18 protein-coding genes are annotated in these 20,065 nt (G+C 54.0%); 11 read left to right on the top strand and 7 right to left on the bottom strand.

Annotation, left to right across the window (positions count from 1 at the left end; translation table 11 throughout):
- Positions 1-55 precede the first annotated feature (55 nt).
- Together FDW96_RS20870 and ybiJ are read left to right on the top strand one after the other, a co-directional pair.
- Positions 56-322, top strand: a complete 267-nt coding sequence (locus tag FDW96_RS20870; protein ID WP_042309595.1) for a DksA/TraR family C4-type zinc finger protein — start codon at positions 56-58, stop codon at positions 320-322.
- A 301-nt stretch (positions 323-623) separates the two neighbouring features.
- Positions 624-884 carry a DUF1471 family protein YbiJ gene (ybiJ, locus tag FDW96_RS20865; RefSeq protein ID WP_006685371.1) on the top strand — a complete coding sequence of 87 codons (261 nt, stop codon included), beginning with the start codon at positions 624-626 and terminating at the stop codon, positions 882-884.
- A gap of 97 nt (positions 885-981) precedes the next feature.
- On the opposite strand, the gene FDW96_RS20860 is transcribed toward ybiJ, so the two are convergent.
- The 5 genes from FDW96_RS20860 to FDW96_RS20840 form a co-directional block, all read right to left on the bottom strand.
- Positions 982-2,067 carry a malate/lactate/ureidoglycolate dehydrogenase gene (locus tag FDW96_RS20860; protein ID WP_079224880.1) on the bottom strand — a complete coding sequence of 362 codons (1,086 nt, stop codon included), beginning with the start codon at positions 2,065-2,067 and terminating at the stop codon, positions 982-984.
- Positions 2,068-2,227: 160 nt separating this feature from the next.
- Positions 2,228-3,196: a DNA-binding protein YbiB gene (ybiB, locus tag FDW96_RS20855; protein WP_079224882.1), complete on the bottom strand. Its 969-nt coding sequence runs from the start codon at positions 3,194-3,196 to the stop codon at positions 2,228-2,230.
- A gap of 28 nt (positions 3,197-3,224) precedes the next feature.
- Positions 3,225-5,375, bottom strand: coding sequence for an ATP-dependent DNA helicase DinG (gene dinG, locus FDW96_RS20850; RefSeq protein ID WP_137366219.1), 2,151 nt, complete (start codon positions 5,373-5,375; stop codon positions 3,225-3,227).
- A gap of 167 nt (positions 5,376-5,542) precedes the next feature.
- Positions 5,543-6,964 (bottom strand): DASS family sodium-coupled anion symporter, encoded by a 1,422-nt coding sequence (locus tag FDW96_RS20845; RefSeq protein WP_137366218.1) that lies wholly within the window; start codon positions 6,962-6,964, stop codon positions 5,543-5,545.
- A 33-nt stretch (positions 6,965-6,997) separates the two neighbouring features.
- On the bottom strand, positions 6,998-8,350 hold the full coding sequence (locus FDW96_RS20840) for an adenylosuccinate lyase family protein (protein ID WP_137366217.1): 1,353 nt from the start codon (positions 8,348-8,350) through the stop codon (positions 6,998-7,000).
- Between the two features lie 202 nt (positions 8,351-8,552).
- On the opposite strand from FDW96_RS20840, the gene FDW96_RS20835 reads away from it, so the two are divergent.
- Positions 8,553-9,287: a GntR family transcriptional regulator gene (locus FDW96_RS20835; protein ID WP_003831553.1), complete on the top strand. Its 735-nt coding sequence runs from the start codon at positions 8,553-8,555 to the stop codon at positions 9,285-9,287.
- 68 nt (positions 9,288-9,355) lie between these two features.
- On the opposite strand, the gene rhlE is transcribed toward FDW96_RS20835, so the two are convergent.
- Entirely contained in the window at positions 9,356-10,699 is a 1,344-nt protein-coding gene (gene rhlE, locus FDW96_RS20830; RefSeq protein ID WP_137366216.1) for an ATP-dependent RNA helicase RhlE, read from the bottom strand.
- A 221-nt stretch (positions 10,700-10,920) separates the two neighbouring features.
- Between rhlE and cecR the strand changes: the two genes are divergently transcribed.
- Genes cecR through FDW96_RS20805 form a run of 5 tightly spaced genes read left to right on the top strand, consistent with a single transcriptional unit; the run spans position 10,921 to position 16,562 of the window.
- Entirely contained in the window at positions 10,921-11,598 is a 678-nt protein-coding gene (gene cecR / locus FDW96_RS20825; protein ID WP_137366215.1) for a transcriptional regulator CecR, read from the top strand.
- Entirely contained in the window at positions 11,595-12,590 is a 996-nt protein-coding gene (gene hlyD, locus FDW96_RS20820) for a secretion protein HlyD (RefSeq protein WP_137366214.1), read from the top strand. The genes cecR and hlyD overlap by 4 nt, the downstream gene beginning before the upstream one ends.
- Complete coding sequence (locus FDW96_RS20815; RefSeq protein ID WP_137366213.1) at positions 12,583-14,319, top strand: ATP-binding cassette domain-containing protein; 1,737 nt, start codon at positions 12,583-12,585, stop codon at positions 14,317-14,319. Before hlyD ends, FDW96_RS20815 begins: the two co-directional genes overlap by 8 nt.
- The gene (locus tag FDW96_RS20810) at positions 14,312-15,445 is read left to right on the top strand and encodes an ABC transporter permease (RefSeq protein ID WP_137366212.1); all 1,134 of its coding nucleotides are present in this window, start codon (positions 14,312-14,314) and stop codon (positions 15,443-15,445) included. Before FDW96_RS20815 ends, FDW96_RS20810 begins: the two co-directional genes overlap by 8 nt.
- A 10-nt stretch (positions 15,446-15,455) precedes the next feature.
- Entirely contained in the window at positions 15,456-16,562 is a 1,107-nt protein-coding gene (locus FDW96_RS20805) for an ABC transporter permease (protein ID WP_003831543.1), read from the top strand.
- Here FDW96_RS20805 and FDW96_RS20800 read toward each other — a convergent pair.
- On the bottom strand, positions 16,524-16,934 hold the full coding sequence (locus FDW96_RS20800; RefSeq protein WP_042309614.1) for a YbhQ family protein: 411 nt from the start codon (positions 16,932-16,934) through the stop codon (positions 16,524-16,526). The genes FDW96_RS20805 and FDW96_RS20800 overlap by 39 nt on opposite strands.
- A gap of 132 nt (positions 16,935-17,066) precedes the next feature.
- Here FDW96_RS20800 and FDW96_RS20795 point away from each other — a divergent pair, with 132 nt between their 5' ends.
- The 3 genes from FDW96_RS20795 to FDW96_RS20785 are packed head-to-tail and all read left to right on the top strand — an operon-like array spanning position 17,067 to position 20,028.
- Positions 17,067-17,828 (top strand): endonuclease/exonuclease/phosphatase family protein, encoded by a 762-nt coding sequence (locus FDW96_RS20795; protein ID WP_042309615.1) that lies wholly within the window; start codon positions 17,067-17,069, stop codon positions 17,826-17,828.
- Positions 17,825-19,066, top strand: coding sequence for a cardiolipin synthase ClsB (gene clsB, locus FDW96_RS20790; RefSeq protein WP_061381914.1), 1,242 nt, complete (start codon positions 17,825-17,827; stop codon positions 19,064-19,066). Before FDW96_RS20795 ends, clsB begins: the two co-directional genes overlap by 4 nt.
- On the top strand, positions 19,066-20,028 hold the full coding sequence (locus FDW96_RS20785; protein WP_047025514.1) for a YbhN family protein: 963 nt from the start codon (positions 19,066-19,068) through the stop codon (positions 20,026-20,028). Before clsB ends, FDW96_RS20785 begins: the two co-directional genes overlap by 1 nt.
- Positions 20,029-20,065 lie beyond the last annotated feature (37 nt).

Genomic DNA, 20,065 nt, shown 5'->3' with positions numbered 1-20,065 from the left:
TTTTCAGCCATCATATTCGCTATACTTATTCTGTAGACAATGACAGGAGGTACATATGGCATCCGGATGGGCAAATGACGACGCAGTTAACGAGCAGATCAACAATACTATTGAAGATGCTGTTGCCCGCGCCCGCGGTGAATTACCGACCGGGGAAAGTCTGTATGAATGCGAAGAATGCGGTAATCCTATCCCACAGGCCAGACGTGAGGCGGTACCGGGCGTACGCTTATGCGTCGCCTGCCAGCAGGATAAAGATTCACATAAATTAGCATTTTCAGGATATAATCGCAGAGGTTCGAAAGACAGCCAGCTACGTTGACTCATCTTTACCAAAAGTTTCAGCGCAGACGATTTCCTTTACGAGCACGCTTTTTCGCATGCTGTGTAGCAAAATGTGCCGTTGCCGCTTTCTCTGTAAAGCGCAATGACAAGAACTGTAAATCCCTCTTTCGAATTTATTAATATTCAATAAGTTATTTGTCATTCAATTTTTTTGATTGATGCCGTCAATTCTATTCGATTTTCTCTCGCATAAAAAAACGTGATACTTCTCACATCGACGAAACAACGTCTTCTTACCAGAACACTGACTAACAGAACAAACCTGCGAGAGATTAATCATGAAAAATATCAAATTTGCCGTTGCCGCCATCGCCCTTTCTACCCTGTCATTTGGCGTTTTCGCTGCCGAGCCGGTTTCCTCCACTCAGGCACAAAGCATGAATAAAATTGGTGTAGTTTCTGCAGATGGCGCCACCACGCTGGATGGTCTGGAAGCAAAACTGGCTGAGAAAGCCGCCGCTGCCGGCGCAACGGGTTACAACATCACCTCCGCTGTCGGCAACGACAAAATGAGCGGCACCGCGGTTATCTATAAATAACCGAAAGAATACCTGTACGACCCAATGCTCCAACCCTCATTGACCCTGTTTGTTACCCTTTGTTTGCCCGTCCGCCACTGGACGGGCTTTTTTTTGCCTACTGTTCCAACCGTTGACGAAACTCTCGTAACACGGTGTCGGACATCCCTATTTGCCGCGCTGCTTCGCAAATTGCCTGCCAGCTTCCGGCATCCAGCGGAATACCTTGTTCCAGCCGTTCCTCACGAGTATTCACCTCCCACTCCCCTGGCAACAGGATCGGAGCGTCATCGGCATGCGGGGACGCTTTTACCCACTCAGCAAATGCCGCGACCTGGTTATCGCAGTCCGGCGCGCCGAACAGTTCCGGGTTCATAATGATGGTGGTCATGCAGTTAATGATGGCGTCTGCGCTGGTCTGCAGGCTCTCCTCATGTGTGGTTTTACCACCAGAAAGCGCGCCGCCCATAATTTCGCACATCGCCGCCAGCGCATAACCCTTGTGTTGAGCGAAGGTCAGCAACGAACCCAGCGGAGAGACCTGCATCACAGCAGGATCGGTGGTCGGCGCTCCCTCGGCATCAATCAGACATCCCGGAGCCACAGGTTCCCCCTTATGCCATGCCACACGGGTTTTGCCAAAGGCGATGGCGCTGGTTGCATAGTCCAGCAACAGCGGGAAGGTATTTTTACGCGGAAAAACGACGCAGAAAGGGTTGGTGCCAAAACGGCTATCGCGACCGTGGAACGGTGCGACCATCGGGATACCCACCACATTCACAAAGTGTACTGAGACAAAACCCGCCGCCGCACATTGTTCCGCCCAGTAACCAATGCGTCCGATATGGTGCGAATTGTGTAACGCCACGGCGGCGATACCGTACTGGCGCGCTTTTTCAATCCCAAGCGTCATTGCCTCATGCGCCGCCACCTGACCAAATGCGCAATCGCCATCAAGCGTAATCACCGCTCCCGCATCTTTTACCACTTTGGCATGACGGTTGATCTGCAGATGTCCCTGCGAGAAGGAGCGAATATAGCTTGGGATCATGCCGATGCCGTGGGAGTCGTGCCCGGCGAGGTTAGAGGCAATCAGATGGTCGGCCACCAGCCGCGCTTCCTGCTCGTTACTCCCCATCTGGTGAAAAATGGCCTGAATGAAGGCGTGCAGCGTTGGCACATGGAAGCGATGTCCACTGTTCATTGTTATCTCCTGTTGTGTCGCGTGTTTGTTGTGTTTCTTATTTTTCAACAAACTATGCTGCGCCACGCCAGTCAGGAGGTCAATAAACGTGCAGAAATTTCACGTTGTTGCAAAGAATGAACCGACAGGCCTGGAAATGGCCTGTCGGGGAAACAAGAAATTAGAAGCTTTGCCCGACGCGAGCCAGACCTTCAGCCAGCGAGGAAGATTCGCCGGTTGCGACCAGGCAGCAGGCCATCTGTATTTTCAACGAAGCCGGAACAGGCTCGCTACCGGCCAGACAACGTTCTATCCAGCGCGCGGTAGTTTCCGGATCTTTTGCCACCGGCAGCGGTACCGGTTCGTCAGGCATCTCACTCTGGCGGTCGTGCAATACGCGCACGCCGGAGGAATCGATCAGGCTTATCTGCGGGCAGCGCTGCGGGTTGGCATACACTTCGCCTTCGGTGCCGTGCATCAACAGACCGCGACCACCGATGTCGCCAAAGAATTTCGCCACGCGCGATACGTATTCCGGATGCGACACGCTGGAAAGACGCAGCGCGGCATCTTCAGCAAACGGCGTGGCGAGTTTAGCCAGCGTATGCGCGCTGTTACGCACGCCCATTCTCCAGCGCATCGCCAGCTGTTTCTCCAGCGGAGGACACAGCGCGCTCACCGGGATAAACACCGGCTCATGACCATCGAGTTTTGCCTGTGCCTGTCCCGCATGCCGCGTTGGCGTAATGCCCATCAGTTCGAAAATGGTTTCTGTCAGCACGCGGGTTGGATCTTCACTGACGCCGTGCACCACTACCGGAAAGCCCAGCTTGTGCAGTAAAATTGCCAGCAACGGAGTCAGATTCGCCTGCTTGCGTGCGCCATTATAGCTGGGAATAACAATGGGCATGGGTTTAGCAACCGGCGGCGTCAGGCGAATGGTATGGTTCTGCATCGCTTCGTAAAAACCCAGCATCTCCGCTTCACCCTCGCCTTTAATACGTAGCGCAATCAGTACGCCACCCATCTCAAGCTCCGGTACGTCGCCGTTCAGCATATGGGTATACAGTCCGCGAGCAGTATCCTTATCCAGATCACGCGCGTGATTTTTCCCTCGCCCAATCTCTTTGATGATTTTGCGGTAATCCATCGATAACTCCTTGCTGTTGCTCACATCGTTAACGCCTGCGGCGGCGCGTGGGTTTCGCTTTTTCTTTTGGTTCTACTATAACGTCTGGTACAGCAGGTTGCTCTATCGGAAATATGGGTAACGCATTCAGTAAACGCTTACCGTAGTTTTTGGTCAATAAACGCTTGTCATAAATAACTACTTCCCCCCAGCAGCCATGGCTACGGATGAGTCGCCCGACCTGCTGGATTAAATTAAACGATGCCGCCGGTAAACTTTGCACTTCAAAAGGATAACGATTCAGACTTTTCAGCCACTCACCCTCGGTGATCACTACCGGGCTATCGATTGGCGGAAAGGCGATTTTATGAATATGCACCTGAGTCAGCAGGTCGCCTTTCAAATCCAGACCTTCGGCAAAAGATTGCAGCCCCACCAGCACGCTACGCTCACCGTTTTGTACCCGTTTGCGGTGTAGCTCCACCAGACGATAGCGCGGCTGATCGCCCTGTACCAGCAACAGCAGACGTAGATCGGTGACGTGCTCAAGAAAACGCTGCATCGCCCGACCGCTGGCAAACAGCACCAGCATGCCCTGATGCTTTTTGCTTTCCAGTTGTTCGCGGAAATAGGCGGCCATTTCCGCGATATGCTGCTCTTCGTTCTCCATCAACGGTTCGTAGCGCATCTGCGGAATAACAATTTTGCCTTGCTCAACATGATTAAACGGAGAATCCAGTGCGACGAAGCGGTCACCGGCCTTTTCTTTCAGGCCGCTCATCTCCTGCAGACGCGAGAAGCTGTTGAGCGAGCGCAGCGTGGCGGAGGTAACGATAATATGTGGTACGCTGCGCCACAGCAGTCTTTCCAGTTGATCGCTCACGCGGATCCCCACGCAGTGGAACCAGACATGGATCTGCCCGTCACGCACTTCACGCGTCGCCCATTTACTCACCGGAGCGCCTGACGACTGCGCCAGCGAGGCCAGCCGCCACAGCTTGCTTTGCGCTTCGAACATACCCAGCGCCCGGTTCATCTGCAAAATAACCCGATGCAGACGCACAATATCGTGGGTGCCGGTTTTTTCGCTGAGATCGTTGAGGAACAGTTCCGCCAGACCGCGCAGCATTTCCGTAAGCTTCGCCAGGCGCTGACAAATCTCCATCACTTCCGCTGGCAATTCCCCCATCGCAAAACGGTGTTCTGCCTCCTGGGTGGCGGGCATATACAGATTAAGAATATTGTTGAGCGATGAAATCAGTTCATACAGTTCTTCGCAGTGGCCGTTCAGACGCTCGGCATTTGCCAACGGCGGCGTGGTTTTGGGGCGAAACTGCTCCAGGCAGGTTGCCACTAACTTACAAAACAGATCCAACTGTAGTCGATACCAAGGGGCGCTGATTTCCGCACTCATCTCCAGCGCATCGCGTGCAACGTCCGGCAAGTGGTGTCCTTCATCAAGCACCAGCAGCAGGTTTTTCGGCTCCGGCAAAACAGCTTCACTTTCCATAGCGGCCATCACCAGCGCATGGTTGGCAACCACCACTTCGGCTTCCTGAATCTCCCGGCGGGCGACAAAAAAAGGACATTCACGATAATAATGACAATTACGATTCAGACAGCTGGCCTTATCGGTGCTCAGGCGTTGCCAGAGTCCGTCATCAATAGCGATATCCGTGTGATCGCGCAGCCCGTCCCATTTATAGGTGTCGAGGTCGCCTTTCAGCCTGGCGCAGCGCTTTTGTTCTTCCTGGTTATTTGGCGTCAGATCGTCGTCGAGAAAAGCCAGCAGATCCTGCTGATTGGGTTCAGTACTGGCAAGCGCCGCTAAGTTACGCGGGCAGACATAGCGCCCACGACCGAACGCGGCGGTAAAACGCAGGTCAGGAATAATTTTGCGCAGTAACGGCAGGTCTTTGCTGTAGATCTGATCCTGCAAAGCGACGTTGGCGGTACTAACCACCAGCGTTTTTTGTTCTTCACGGGCAATGGCGATTCCCGGAATTAAATAGGAGAGGGTTTTCCCCACCCCAGTCGGCGCTTCAATCGCCAGATGCCGCCCTTCTTCCCCGGAGAGCGTTTTCGCGACGTCAGCAATCATCTGCCGCTGCGGTGCCCGGGGGATAAAGTCGGGGATCTGTTCCTGAAGCGCCTTGTACCAGGCGGCGATTTGCGCTTTCAGCGCAGCCGTAAGTGCCATGAGAAAACCTGAAATACTGTATAAACAGCCACTATTGTGGCACATTTCAGGCGCTGGATGTACCTTTTTCCCTCATTCTGGAAAGCGCTTCGCAGCGTTGACTTAAATTGCCGGGAACCCTATACGGCCTACAGTCAGGTACATTGCAGGCCGAATAAACGTGTCGGTTAATAGTATCCCAGCAGCTTCCACCACAGCATACCCACGGCAAAAATGATAATGACATTTGCCGTCACCACACAGAGGTTGATTTTGTAAAAGCGCGGGCGTTCAAAATAACCCTGGGCAAAATAGATAGGGCCAGGTCCACCACCGTATTCCGTATTGCCCCACATCAGATTACTGAAGATACCAAAGCAAATCGCGACCATCATCGGCGGTGCGCCCGCAGCGATCGCCGTTGCCGCAAAAGGGGCATACAGCGCAGCCACGTGGCCGGTGGCGGTCGCAAAGAGGTAATGGACGTAAATATAGAGGATCCCCAGCAAAATAAAGGACTCTATCGCGCCAAATCCCTGAATACCGCTGCCCAGTTTTATCGTCATCCATTTAATAAAGCCCAGATCGGCAAGCCCGGTTGCCAGGCTAATAATGACGCTAAACCAGATCACCGTGTCCCACGCTGCATGGTCATTGAGCAGGCTTTTCCAGCTGACTGCGCCAGAGGCGAAAAGATAAGCAGCCAATCCCAGTCCAACCGAGGTTGCCGATAATCCCGTGATTAAGCTGGTGCCCCAGCCGACCAATGCCAACACGAAGCCAAACGCGACCTTTTTCTCATTACCGCTCATCGCACCGAGTTCACCGAGCGCCTGCTTGCCCATCGCTTTTGCCTCTGGCGTACGTTTAAGCTCAGGATCCAGCAACTTATAGACCAGAAGCGGCATCAAACAGAAACAGGCCATCGCAGGAACAACAGCGGAAACAAACCACCCGCCCCAGGTTATCTCAACGCCTAATGAGGATTTAGCCAGACTCGCCACCAGCGGATTTGCCGCCATCCCGGTGAGGAATATCGCCCCGGTAATGGGCGTAAACTGAAAGCACACCATGGTTAAAAAATCACCAATACGCTTGCCGGTTACTCCCGGAGCCGAGCCTAATACGTCATTGATTGAACGAGTGATAGGGAAAATAATCCCTCCAGAACGGGCTGTAACTGACGGCATTGCCGGAGCCATAATCAGATCGGATACCCCCAGCGAGTAGGCGATACCCAGGCTACTGCCGCCAAATAGCGATAACATTTTATACGCAATACGTTTCCCAAGCCCAGAGGTGACAAACCCCAGAGAAAGAACATAGGCGCAGAAGATGAGCCATACTGTACCGGACGCAAACCCTGACAGCGCTTTCGCCTCTGGCAATGTCTTGGTAAAAATCACCACACAAAGCGCAATCAACATTACCGCCCCCGAAGGGAGCGGTTGGGTAAGAATAGCAGCAATGGTCGCGGCAAAAATAGCAAACATATGCCAGGCCTGAGGCGTCAGACCATCAGGTACGGGATAAAACCAAATCATCCCCCCAATCGCCAGCGGTATCAGGAACGCCAGAATGGATTTTCCCGCGACAGAATTCGTTGACATAAAAATATCCTTATTCCGTTAGCCCGAGAACCTTCATTTCTGCGACATATATTTGGCCAGCACCTGATCGACCATCGCGGGAGCCATTCCCAGGTAATTTGCCGGGTCGGTCAGTTTTTCAATCAATTGCGGATCCAGTCTTTCTGCAACGGATGGCATCGCATTCAGCACATCAGCCAATCGTCCACCTTGTTCGTTGACGATACGACAGGCGTCATACACCACGTCATGTGCATCCTGACGACCAATATACGGAGCCAACCCCATCATGACCGCTTCAGCCACAATCAATCCATTAGTCATGCCGAGGTTACGTTTCATCGCCTCTTCATCGACCACCAGCCCCGCCAGCATAAAATTGGCCTGATGCAATGCCCCCGCGCTGAGCACGAAACTTTCTGGGATAGCAATCCATTCGGCATGCCACGGCCCGGTTGCACGCTCCAGATCTTGCACCATCGCATCAAGCATCAACCCTGCCTGTTGGCGAACGCCTTTGGCACAGGCCAGCATCAGCTCGCTGGAAATAGGGTTGCGTTTCTGCGGCATGGTACTGCTGGCGCCACGCCCTTTAACAAACGGCTCATACAGTTCGCCAAACTCATTTGTTGCCAGCAGCATTACGTCGTAGGCAATCTTGCCCAGCGACCCGGTAATCACCGCTAACAGGTTCACCGCTTCGGCAAAACCATCACGCGCGACGTGCCAGGTGGATGTTGGGACATTTAGCCCAAGCTCTTCCATCATCGCTTTTTGTACCGCCAGCCCTTTATCCCCCAGCGATGCCAGCGTACCGGCCGCTCCCGCAAATTCGCCGACCAATACACGAGGACGCGCCTGGGAAAGACGTTCCGCGTGGCGTTCAAACATATCCAGCCAGATGGCCGCTTTGTAGCCGAATGTCACGGGCAAAGCCTGTTGTAAATGGGTTCTCCCGGCCATCGGCGTATCACGGTAGCGGCGTGAAAGATCGGCCAGCGTGGCGCGGAGTTTGTCCATATCGGACTCAATGAGCGCAAAAGCATCACGAATTTGCAGAACCACTGCGGTGTCCATAATGTCCTGAGTGGTGGCCCCCCAGTGCACATAACCGCCGGACTCGCCTGCCTGTTTAGAAATCTGGTGCACCAGCGGTAGGATCGGATAACCCACAATTTCGGTTTCATGGCGCAATAAATCAAAATCGAGCGTGTCAGCATTACATTTTTCTGCAATTTCCTGCGCCGCAGCCTCGGGTATCACACCACAGCGTGCCTGGGCTTTGGCTAATGCCACTTCCACTTCCACGTATTTGCGCACCAGCTCGCGATCGTCAAACACAGCGCGCATCGCCGGTGTGCCGAAAGAGTCCCTGAACAGAACAGAATCAAGTACATTCGAAGCCATAAATCCCCCTGGAAAATCTGATAATGATAAGATGCGTGTTTACGGCAGTTTGTTGGATATTCAAATGCCGCCACAATGTCCAGACATAAACAAATGTCCGTACATTTAAATGTACGGACATTTATAGTATTTATAAGAAATGTAGGGAATAGTCCGTACAAATTTTCGTGATAAAGATCACTAATATTTTGATGAAACTGCGATGAAAGAATCTCTGTACAAGCGAATAGCACGTGAACTGGCGCAGCAAATTGCGGTGGGAACCTTTGCCCCCGGTTCGCTGTTTCCTACGGAAATGGAACTGTGTGAAACATGGCAGGTCAGCCGCCACACCATGCGTGAGGCGTTAAGGGAATTAACAGAGCAAGGTCTGATATCACGGCGTAAAGGCGCGGGAACTCGCGTTTGCGAACCTAAGGCTAACGGCGTCAATCACCCGCTATCGCATCTTGAGGATCTGTTGCTGCTGGCCAAAAACAATCTGCGCGTCATCAAGAAAATTGATGAGATTGTGGCGGACATAGAGTTGTCCCAGATGATTGGCTGCCCGCCAGGTTCCCGTTGGCTGCACATTGCCAGCACTCGCGAAGATGCGCAAAACCCCGACGCGCCAATCTGCTGGACGGACAGCTATGCCAGCACGGATTACGCCAAACTGCGTACGTACATCCGTGACGACCCACACTCGTTAATCAGCGATTTGATCGAAACCCATTACGGTATTAAAAGCCATGAGGTGCATCAGACCATTACGGCTGTCGGCGTGCCCAAAAAGGTGGCAAAGATTCTCAATGTAGCACCTGATTCACCAGCAATGAGAATCGTGCGTCGTTATCTGGACAGGGACGGGAAAGTATTTGAGACGACGATTTCGATTCACCCGGCAGGACGATATACCTGCTCAATCGTGCTGAAATCGCAAAGTTCGGGGGAGTGATTGACCTGGCCGGCCTACACAGTGTGTAGACCGGATAGCATGTTTATACTGCCATACAGCAAGGTGAATTACTGCGCTGCAGACGGTTTGCGCGGACGGCGCGGTGGACGAGGTTTATCACCTGCCGGTTTGCCTTCGCCATTACGCGGCTTCGCTTTTGGCGCTCCGCCATCCGAACGACGCGGCTGCTGTCCACGCCCTGCTCCGCCCTGACCGCGACCGCCACCACCACGCTGCTGGCGACCGTTCTGAATCGGCTCAGCTTTGATGGACGGGTCTGGCTCGTAGCCTGGCGTTGCAATACGCGGGATCTCTTTTTTCAGCAGCTTCTCGATGTCGCGCAACAGTTTGTGTTCATCGACGCACACCAGAGACAACGCTTCGCCGGTGGCAGCCGCACGACCGGTACGACCAATACGGTGCACGTAATCTTCCGGGACGTTTGGCAACTCGTAGTTCACCACGTGCGGCAGCTCTTCAATATCCAGCCCGCGCGCGGCAATATCGGTCGCCACCAGCACGCGAATATCACCGGATTTAAAATCGGCCAGCGCACGCGTACGCGCCCCCTGAGATTTGTTACCGTGGATCGCAGCGCTGCGGATGCCGTCTTTATTCAGTTGTTCCGCCAGATGGTTTGCACCGTGTTTGGTACGGGTAAACACCAGCACCTGCTGCCAATTGCCCTGACCAATCATCTGCGACAACAGTTCACGTTTGCGTTTTTTATCCACGAAATGCACATGCTGAGTCACCTGCTCAGACGCGGTATTACGACGCGCCACTTCGATTTCCAGCGGGTTATGCAGCAGCTTTTCGGCCAGCGATTTAATATCGTCAGAGAACGTTGCCGAGAACAGCAGGTTCTGGCGTTTTGCCGGCAGTTTGGCCAGAACGCGACGAATGTCATGAATAAAGCCCATATCCAGCATGCGGTCAGCTTCATCCAGCACCAGAATTTCCACCTGATCCAGTTTCACCGCATTCTGGTGTTCCAGATCGAGCAAACGACCCGGGGTGGCAATCAGCACGTCTACACCGCCACGCAGCTTCATCATCTGCGGGTTAATGCTGACACCGCCGAAAACCACCAGCGAGCGAATATTGAGATACTTACTGTAATCACGAACGTTTTCGCCAATCTGGGCTGCCAGTTCGCGAGTGGGCGTGAGGATCAGCGCACGAACCGGACGGCGGCTTTTACCATGCGGCTGATGAGTAATCAGGTGCTGCAACAGCGGCAGGGTAAAACCTGCCGTTTTCCCCGTACCGGTCTGGGCGCTGGCCATCAGATCGCGGCCTTCCAGCACGGCAGGGATCGCCTGCTGCTGAATAGGGGTAGGTTCACGGTAACCCTGCTCGGCAACGGCACGTAAAATATCAGGGTTCAAACCAAGGGAATCAAAAGACATAACAACTCCGAACCGCCCTGACCGTTACCGGTGTCGTTTTCAGGGAGATACACACAATAGAGATGACAAAAACCACAATGTCATGAAGGGGCGGAGTGTAGCAGTTTTTGTGATGTACCGCATAAATTATCCCTTCAACAGAAAATAACCTCGCGGACTGGACAAGGTTGCACATCAGTCATAATCTTAATCAATCGATTGATTAAGATCAGAGTCGTGCCATGAATACACCCACCATGACAACCAAAGGTGAACAGGCGAAAAATCAGCTCATCGCCGCCGCACTGGCGCAGTTCGGCGAGTATGGTCTGCACGCCACAACGCGCGATATCGCCGCACAGGCTGGGCAAAATATTGCGGCCATCACCTACTATTTTGGCTCAAAAGAGGATTTATACCTCGCCTGCGCCCAGTGGATTGCTGATTTTATTGGCTCACAGTTTCGCCCGCATGCAGAAGAAGCCGAACGTCTGTTTGCTCAGCCGGAGCCGGATCGTGGCGCGATGCGCGAACTTATCCTGCGCGCCTGTAAAAATATGATCATGCTGTTAACCCAGGACGGCACCGTTAACCTGAGCAAATTTATCTCGCGCGAACAGCTTTCACCCACCGCGGCTTATCAACTGGTGCACGACCAGGTTATCAATCCGCTGCATACCCACCTGACGCGCCTGATTGCTGCCTATACTGGTCGCGATGCCAACGATACCCAAATGATTCTGCACACCCACGCCATACTCGGCGAGGTGCTGGCCTTTCGTCTGGGGAAAGAAACTATTCTGTTGCGGACGGGCTGGTCACAATTTGATGAGGATAAAACCGCGCTGATTGAGCAAACCGTTACCTGTCACATCGATCTTATTCTGCAAGGTTTAACGCAAAGGAGTCTGGAGTCATGAAAAAACCTGTCGTTCTCGGGCTGGTCATCGCGGCCCTCGTTGCCGTGATTGCCGGTGGAACGTGGTGGTATCAAAGTCGGCAAGATAACGGTCTGACGCTCTACGGCAACGTCGATATCCGAAGCGTCAACCTGAGTTTTCGCGTCGGCGGCAGGCTGGCCTCGCTGGCGGTTGACGAAGGCGACGCCATTACCGCCGGTCAGGTGCTGGGCGAACTGGACCACGCGCCGTATGAAAACGCATTAATGCAGGCAAAAGCGAATGTTGCCGCCGTCCGGGCGCAATACGATCTGATGCTGGCAGGATATCGCGAAGAAGAGATTGCGCAAACCGCAGCGGCGGTCAAACAGGCGCAGGCCGCCTATGATTATGCGCAGAACTTTTACAATCGCCAGGTAGGACTGTGGAAAAGCCGCACCATCTCCGCTAACGATCTGGAAAACGCCCGTTCATCACGTGACCAGGCGCTGGCCTCACTGAAATCAGCCCAGGATAAACTCGCCCAGTATCGCAGCGGTAATCGTATGCAGGATATTGAGCAGGCGAAAGCCACACTCGAACAAGCGCAAGCTGAGCTGGCGCAGGCTGAGCTGAATTTGCATGACACTACGTTAACCTCTCCGTCTGACGGCACGATTCTCACCCGGGCGGTTGAACCGGGTAGCATGCTGAACGAAGGAGGCACAGTACTGACGCTATCACTCACGCGTCCGGTCTGGATTCGCGCCTACGTTGACGAACGAAATCTGAGCCAGGCGCAGCCAGGACGCGAAATTCTGCTCTACACCGATGGCCGCCCGGACAAACCGTATCACGGTAAAATTGGCTTCGTGTCGCCCACCGCCGAGTTTACCCCGAAAACGGTCGAGACCCCTGACCTGCGTACCGACCTGGTTTATCGTCTGCGCATTGTGGTGACCGACGCAGACGATGCGCTGCGCCAGGGGATGCCGGTAACAATAAAGTTTGGCGATGAGGCGCGGCATGACTGACGCCGTCATTACGCTGAATGGGCTGACGAAAAACTTTGCCGGAATGGAAAAACCGGCCGTCGCCCCGCTCGACTGTACCGTTCATGCCGGCTACGTGACCGGGCTTGTCGGGCCGGACGGCGCGGGCAAAACTACGCTGATGCGCATGCTGGCGGGTTTGTTAAAACCCGACGCCGGAAGTGCTGCGGTAATTGGCTTTGATCCCATCAAAGACGACAGCGCCCTGCATGCCGTGCTCGGTTATATGCCACAGAAATTTGGCCTGTACGAAGATTTAACGGTCATGGAGAACCTCAATCTCTATGCCGATTTGCGCAGCGTCACCGGCGACGTACGAGAAAAAACCTTTGCCCGGTTACTGGAATTTACCTCGCTGGGGCCGTTTACCGGACGACTGGCTGGCAAGCTTTCCGGAGGCATGAAACAGAAGCTCGGGCTTGCCTGTACGCTGGTGGGCGAGCCCAAAGTGTTGCTGCTGGATGAGCCCGGCGTGGGCGTCGACCCGATATCCCGCCGCGAGTTGTGGCAAATGGTCCATGAACTGGCGGGCGACGGGATGCTGATCCTCTGGAGTACCTCCTACCTGGATGAAGCTGAACAGTGTCGTGATGTGCTGCTGATGAATGAAGGCGAATTGCTGTATCAGGGCGATCCGACCCAGCTTACGCAGACGATGGCCGGACGCAGTTTTTTAATGAGCAGCCCGCAGGAAAATAACCGCCGACTGTTGCAACGCGTGTTAAAACTGCCGCAGGTCAGCGACGGGATGATTCAGGGGAAATCCGTCCGTTTGATCCTGAAAAAAGAGGCCACGGCCAAGCAGATTCAAGACGCGAACGGTATGCCGGAGATAACCATCAACGAAACCGTTCCCCGTTTCGAGGATGCTTTTATCGATTTACTCGGCGGGGCCGGAACATCAGAGTCGCCGCTGGGTGCCATCCTGCATACCGTGGAAGGCACGCCTGGCGAAACGGTGATCGAAGCCAAAGCGTTGACCAAAAAGTTCGGCGATTTTGCCGCGACCGACCATGTAGACTTTGCCGTGCAGCGCGGCGAGATTTTTGGCCTGTTAGGCCCCAACGGCGCCGGAAAATCCACCACCTTTAAAATGATGTGCGGTCTGCTGGTTCCCACCTCCGGCAAAGCGCTGGTGCTGGATATGGACCTCAAAGTCAGCTCCGGCAAAGCGCGTCAGCATCTGGGCTATATGGCGCAGAAATTCTCCCTGTACGGCAACCTGACGGTTGAACAGAATCTGCGTTTTTTCTCCGGCGTCTACGGCCTGCGCGGTCGAGCGCAGAAAGAGAAGATCGATCGCATGAGTGAGGCATTTGGCCTGAAAAGCATCGCCTCCCACGCTACCGACGAGCTACCGCTGGGCTTTAAACAACGTCTGGCGCTGGCCTGCTCGCTGATGCATGAGCCAGATATCCTGTTTCTCGATGAACCCACTTCCGGGGTTGATCCCCTTACCCGTCGAGAATTCTGGTTGCATATCAACAGTATGGTGGAAAAAGGCGTCACGGTGATGGTGACTACCCACTTTATGGATGAGGCGGAATATTGCGATCGCATCGGGCTGGTGTATCGCGGCAAACTGATCGCCAGCGGCACGCCGGACGACCTGAAAGCAAAGGCTGCCGATAGCGACACACCGGACCCAACCATGGAGCAGGCGTTTATTACGCTCATCAATGACTGGGATAAGGAGCATACGCATGAGTAACTCCGCGCTCTCATGGCGACGCGTACGCGCGCTGTGCGTAAAAGAGACGCGCCAGATCGTCCGCGATCCCAGCAGTTGGCTGATTGCGGTGGTGATCCCGTTGTTGCTGCTGTTTATCTTCGGCTACGGGATCAACCTCGACTCCAGCAAGCTGCGAGTGGGAGTTTTGCTCGAACAGCAGAGCGAAGAGGCGCTGGATTTCACCCACACCATGACCGGTTCGCCGTACATTGACGCCACCATCAGCGATAACCGTCAGGAATTGATTGAGAAAATGCAGGCCGGGCGCATTCGCGGGCTGGTGGTGATCCCGGTAGATTTTGCCCAACAAATGGCGCGACCCGGCGACACAGCCCCTATTCAGGTGATTACTGACGGCAGCGAACCGAATACCGCCAACTTTGTGCAGGGTTATGTCGAAGGTATCTGGCAGATTTGGCAGCAACAGCGGGCAGAGGATCGCGGGGAATCGTTCAAGCCGTTAATCGATGTGCAGACCCGCTACTGGTTTAACCCGGCGGCTATCAGCCAGCACTTTATTATTCCCGGGGCGGTAACCATCATCATGACGGTGATTGGCGCGATCCTCACCTCGTTAGTGGTGGCGCGTGAATGGGAGCGCGGCACCATGGAAGCTCTGTTGTCTACCGAAGTTACCCGCGTTGAGCTGCTGCTGTGCAAACTGATCCCCTATTACTTTTTAGGCATGCTGGCGATGCTGCTGTGTATGCTGGTGTCGGTGTTTATTCTTGGCGTGCCCTATCGCGGCTCGTTGTTAATCCTGTTTTTTATTACCAGCCTGTTCCTGCTCAGTACGCTCGGCATGGGCCTGCTTATCTCCACTATCACCCGTAATCAGTTTAACGCCGCGCAGGTTGCGCTGAACGCCGCTTTCCTGCCCTCGATTATGTTGTCGGGGTTTATCTTCCAGATAGACAGCATGCCGGCGATTATCCGCGCGGTGACTTACATTATTCCGGCGCGCTATTTCGTCAGCACCCTGCAAAGCCTTTTTTTGGCGGGCAACATTCCGGTGGTGCTGGTTATCAACGTGCTGTTTTTAATCGCTTCGGCGGTAATGTTTATTGGCCTGACGTGGCTGAAAACCAAACGTCGGCTGGATTAAGGGGACGGGCATGTTTCATCGTTTATGGACATTGATTCGCAAAGAGCTGCAATCGCTATTACGCGAACCACAGACGCGAGCCATTCTGATTCTACCGGTGCTGATTCAGGTCATTCTGTTCCCGTTCGCCGCGACGCTGGAAGTGACCAACGCCACTATCGCTATCTATAACGAAGACAATGGCAAACACTCGGTGGAGCTTACTCAGCGCTTCGCCCGCGCCAGCGCCTTTACGCATGTTCTGTTACTGAAAAGCCCGCAGGAGATCCAGCCGACCATCGACACGCAAAAAGCGCTGCTGCTGGTGCGCTTCCCGGCAAACTTTTCGCGGAATCTGGATACCTTCCAGCAAGCGCCCATGCAAATTATCCTCGATGGGCGTAACTCGAACAGCGCGCAAATTGCCGCCAATTACCTGCAGCAGATCGTGAAGGAGTACCAGCAGGAGCTGATGGACGGCAAGCCAAAACCGAACAACAGCGAACTGGTGGTACGTAACTGGTATAACCCGAATCTGGACTACAAATGGTTCGTGGTTCCGTCGCTGATCGCCATGATCACCACCATCGGCGTGATGATCGTCACCTCGCTGTCGGTGGCCCGCGAGCGCGAACAGGGCACGCTCGATCAACTGCTGGTCTCCCCGCTTACAACCTGGCAAATTTTCATCGGCAAGGCAGTACCCGCGCTGATTGTGGCCACTTTTCAGGCCACCATTGTGCTGGCGATCGGCATCTGGGCTTATCACATTCCGTTTGCCGGTTCACTGGGACTGTTCTATTTCACGATGGTGATTTACGGACTGTCGCTGGTCGGCTTTGGTCTGCTGATTTCATCGCTGTGCGCCACCCAGCAGCAGGCGTTTATCGGCGTATTTGTCTTTATGATGCCGGCGATATTGCTCTCAGGCTACGTCTCGCCGGTCGAAAATATGCCGGTATGGTTACAGAATCTGACGTGGATAAACCCGATCCGCCATTTTACGGACATCACGAAACAGATTTACCTGAAGGATGCGAGTCTGAAGATTGTCTGGGGAAGTTTGTGGCCGCTGTTGGTGATAGCGGCCACAACCGGCTCAGCGGCGTATGCGATGTTTCGCCGCAAGGTGATGTAGCTTTTTGTCTTTCGCCAACAGCGACACCACGGCGGGTCCGGCAAGGATCACCAGCCCCGCCAGGGCCAGCAAGACGTTGTTTTGCAGCACGCGCGACAGCAGCCACAGTACGATCATCGCGGCACCGAAATACCACGTCGTAGTGAGTTCTTCCAGCACATCCGCCACGTCGCGCCAGCGCTGTTCATGGTGACGTTGCAAGGCCAGCATTAATAAAACCGTTACGCCGTAAACGACGCATAATCCCAGGCCGACGTGCACCAGCGTGCCGCTCATCCAGCCCATTACCAGCAATGCCACTACCAGTAAATGCAACACAATCTGCCAGCAACTTAGACCCGTTGCGACACGAACACGTTGTTGCCACCTCATGGCTTTTCTCCTGAAGGATTTTCGACTAATTGTTCAGAGTACCGGACTTTACGGAAAATTCCGCAACACCGCATCTTTTTGTGACGACGACTACACTATTTTAATCAGGAAAGTGACGCCAACGGGAGAATCATGGCCAGACAAACAGAACGGTTTTCATTCAATGTGCTCACCATTAATACTCATAAAGGGTTTACCGCCTTCAATCGGCGTTTTATTTTGCCTGAGCTGCGGGAAGCCGTCAGAACGGTCGGGGCGGATATTGTGTGCCTGCAAGAGGTAATGGGCGCACACGAGGTGCATCCTCTGCATGTGGAAAACTGGCCGGACACCACGCACTACGAATTTCTGGCGGATACCATGTGGAGCGACTTCGCTTATGGACGTAACGCCGTGTATCCGCAGGGGCATCACGGTAACGCCGTGCTGTCGCGCTATCCTATTGAACATTATGAAAATCGCGATGTGTCGGTCGGCGCGAGTGAAAAACGCGGGGTCCTGTACTGCCGCATCGTGCCGCCGATGCTCTCCCACCCGGTTCACGTGATGTGTGTCCATCTCGGTTTGCGTGAAGCTCACCGTCAGGCCCAGCTCGCTATGCTGGCAGATTGGGTGAATGCCTTACCTGAGGGTGAGCCCGTTGTGGTCGCCGGAGATTTCAACGACTGGCGACAAAAAGCCAATCATCCGTTGAAAGCCAATGCCGACCTTGACGAGATTTTTACCCGCGCCCACGGTCGCCCGGCGCGGACGTTTCCGGTGCAGTTTCCCCTGCTACGTCTCGACAGGATCTATGTGAAAAATGCGAATGCCAGCACCCCAACGGCGCTGGCGCTGCGTCACTGGCGACATTTGTCCGATCATGCCCCTCTGAGTGCGGAGATTCATTTATGAAATTTGGCTGGCGTGAAGGCAATCAAATTCAACTACTGGAAAACGGCGATCAGTTCTACCCCGCTGTGTTTGACGCCATTGAACAGGCGCAACAAAAGATTATCCTCGAAACCTTCATCTGGTTTGAGGATGCGGTCGGAAAACAGCTGCATGCCGCGCTGCTGAGTGCAGCACGTCGCGGCGTCAAAGCCGAAGTACTGCTGGATGGCTATGGCTCGCCGGACCTCAGCGAAAGCTTCGTTAATGAGCTAACCGCAGCTGGCATTGTTTTCCGCTACTACGATCCGCGCCCGCGTCTGTTCGGCATGCGCACTAATCTCTTTCGCCGTATGCATCGTAAAATTGTGGTCATTGATGACCGCGTTGCTTTCGTCGGCGGCATCAATTATTCCGCTGAACATATGTCTGATTACGGCCCTGAGGCCAAGCAGGATTACGCCGTACGCGTTGAAGGTCCCATCGTGGCCGACATCCTGACATTCGTACTGGAAAACCTGCCGGGCCAGAGCGCCGTACGCCGCTGGTGGCGACGTCATCATCGGGCAATCGAAAATCATCGGCCTGGCGAAGCGCAGGTGCTGTTTGTCTGGCGCGACAACGAAGAACATCGCGATGATATTGAACGCCATTATTTGAAAATGCTTACCCAGGCCAGACGGGAAGTGATCATTGCCAATGCCTACTTCTTTCCCGGTTATCGCTTTCTGCATGCCCTGCGTAAAGCGGCCCGACGCGGCGTTCGGGTAAAACTCATCGTGCAGGGTGAACCGGATATGCCGATTGTGAAAGTGGGCGCCCGCCTGCTGTACAACTATCTGGTAAAAGGCGGCGTCCATGTCTATGAATATCGCCGTAAACCTCTGCATGGCAAAGTCGCGCTAATGGACGATCATTGGGCGACGGTAGGCTCCAGCAATCTTGACCCGCTCAGCCTGTCGCTGAATCTGGAAGCGAATCTCATTATTCATGACCGTGCGTTTAACCAGACTCTGCGCGATAACCTGAACCCTATTATTGCGCAGGACTGCAAGCGGGTTGATGAATCCATGCTGCCCAAACGCACCTGGTGGAACCTGACTAAAAGCGTGCTGGCGTTCCACTTTTTACGCCATTTCCCGGCGCTGGTCGGCTGGCTACCCGCACATACACCACATCTGACCGAGGTAGAACCGCCCGCACAGCCTGCCATGGAAACGCAGGATCGCATTCAAACTGAGGATGTCGGAGGAAAATCCTGATGGCCAAAGCACACCCGCGCTGGCGGTTAGCGAAAAAAATACTCACGTGGCTATTTTTCATTGCCGTCATCGTGTTGCTGGTCATTTATGCCAGCAAGGTCAACTGGGAAGAGGTCTGGACGGTAATCCGGGATTACAATCGGACTGCCCTGCTCAGCGCCGTGGGGCTGGTGATCGTCAGTTATTTACTCTACGGCTGCTATGACCTGCTCGGCCGACATTACTGTGGGCACAAGCTGGCAAAACGCCAGGTCATGCTGGTGTCGTTTATCTGTTACGCCTTCAACCTGACGTTAAGCACCTGGGTGGGCGGTATTGGGATGCGTTACCGGCTCTACTCGCGCCTCGGGTTGCCGGGGAGCACTATTACGCGGATTTTTTCGCTGAGTATTACCACCAACTGGTTGGGCTATATTCTGCTGGGAGGTTTTATTTTTACCTTTGGCGTGGTCGAGCTGCCCGCGCATTGGTATATCGATGAAGGTACGCTGCGCATTTTAGGCATTGCGCTGCTACTGATTATTGTCGTTTATCTGTGGTTTTGCGCCTTCGCTAAACATCGCCACATCACCATCAGGGGCCAAAAGCTGGTGCTGCCCTCCTGGAAATTCGCCATCGCGCAAATGGCGATATCCAGTACCAACTGGATGGTGATGGGAGCCATTATCTGGCTGTTGCTGGGTCAGGATATCAACTATTTCTTCGTGCTGGGCGTGCTGCTGGTGAGCAGTATTGCCGGGGTTATCGTACATATTCCGGCGGGGATCGGTGTTCTGGAGGCGGTCTTTATGGCGTTGCTGGCGGGAGAAGATACTTCTCAAGGCAAGATTATCGCCGCCCTGCTTGCGTATCGCGTCCTCTATTATTTTATTCCGCTGCTGCTGGCGCTTATTTGCTACCTGTTGCTGGAAAGTCGGGCGAAGAAGCTGCGGGCGAAAAACGAGAAGGCAATGGCGAAATGATGGTGTATATAGTGCCGGATGCGGCGTAATGCCTTAT

Source organism: Citrobacter sp. TBCS-15 (assembly GCF_005280815.1).
In the GTDB taxonomy this organism is placed as follows: domain Bacteria; phylum Pseudomonadota; class Gammaproteobacteria; order Enterobacterales; family Enterobacteriaceae; genus Citrobacter; species Citrobacter werkmanii.
This window is presented reverse-complemented; position numbering and strand designations above follow the sequence as displayed.

Bases quoted from the DNA above. Each gene is read 5' to 3' on its own strand.
- FDW96_RS20870 (WP_042309595.1), top strand. From the start codon at position 56: ATGGCATCCGGATGGGCAAATGACGACGCAGTTAACGAGCAGATCAAC.
- ybiJ (WP_006685371.1), top strand. From the start codon at position 624: ATGAAAAATATCAAATTTGCCGTTGCCGCCATCGCCCTTTCTACCCTG.
- FDW96_RS20860 (WP_079224880.1), bottom strand. From the start codon at position 2,067: ATGAACAGTGGACATCGCTTCCATGTGCCAACGCTGCACGCCTTCATT.
- ybiB (WP_079224882.1), bottom strand. From the start codon at position 3,196: ATGGATTACCGCAAAATCATCAAAGAGATTGGGCGAGGGAAAAATCAC.
- dinG (WP_137366219.1), bottom strand. From the start codon at position 5,375: ATGGCACTTACGGCTGCGCTGAAAGCGCAAATCGCCGCCTGGTACAAG.
- FDW96_RS20845 (WP_137366218.1), bottom strand. From the start codon at position 6,964: ATGTCAACGAATTCTGTCGCGGGAAAATCCATTCTGGCGTTCCTGATA.
- FDW96_RS20840 (WP_137366217.1), bottom strand. From the start codon at position 8,350: ATGGCTTCGAATGTACTTGATTCTGTTCTGTTCAGGGACTCTTTCGGC.
- FDW96_RS20835 (WP_003831553.1), top strand. From the start codon at position 8,553: ATGAAAGAATCTCTGTACAAGCGAATAGCACGTGAACTGGCGCAGCAA.
- rhlE (WP_137366216.1), bottom strand. From the start codon at position 10,699: ATGTCTTTTGATTCCCTTGGTTTGAACCCTGATATTTTACGTGCCGTT.
- cecR (WP_137366215.1), top strand. From the start codon at position 10,921: ATGAATACACCCACCATGACAACCAAAGGTGAACAGGCGAAAAATCAG.
- hlyD (WP_137366214.1), top strand. From the start codon at position 11,595: ATGAAAAAACCTGTCGTTCTCGGGCTGGTCATCGCGGCCCTCGTTGCC.
- FDW96_RS20815 (WP_137366213.1), top strand. From the start codon at position 12,583: ATGACTGACGCCGTCATTACGCTGAATGGGCTGACGAAAAACTTTGCC.
- FDW96_RS20810 (WP_137366212.1), top strand. From the start codon at position 14,312: ATGAGTAACTCCGCGCTCTCATGGCGACGCGTACGCGCGCTGTGCGTA.
- FDW96_RS20805 (WP_003831543.1), top strand. From the start codon at position 15,456: ATGTTTCATCGTTTATGGACATTGATTCGCAAAGAGCTGCAATCGCTA.
- FDW96_RS20800 (WP_042309614.1), bottom strand. From the start codon at position 16,934: ATGAGGTGGCAACAACGTGTTCGTGTCGCAACGGGTCTAAGTTGCTGG.
- FDW96_RS20795 (WP_042309615.1), top strand. From the start codon at position 17,067: ATGGCCAGACAAACAGAACGGTTTTCATTCAATGTGCTCACCATTAAT.
- clsB (WP_061381914.1), top strand. From the start codon at position 17,825: ATGAAATTTGGCTGGCGTGAAGGCAATCAAATTCAACTACTGGAAAAC.
- FDW96_RS20785 (WP_047025514.1), top strand. From the start codon at position 19,066: ATGGCCAAAGCACACCCGCGCTGGCGGTTAGCGAAAAAAATACTCACG.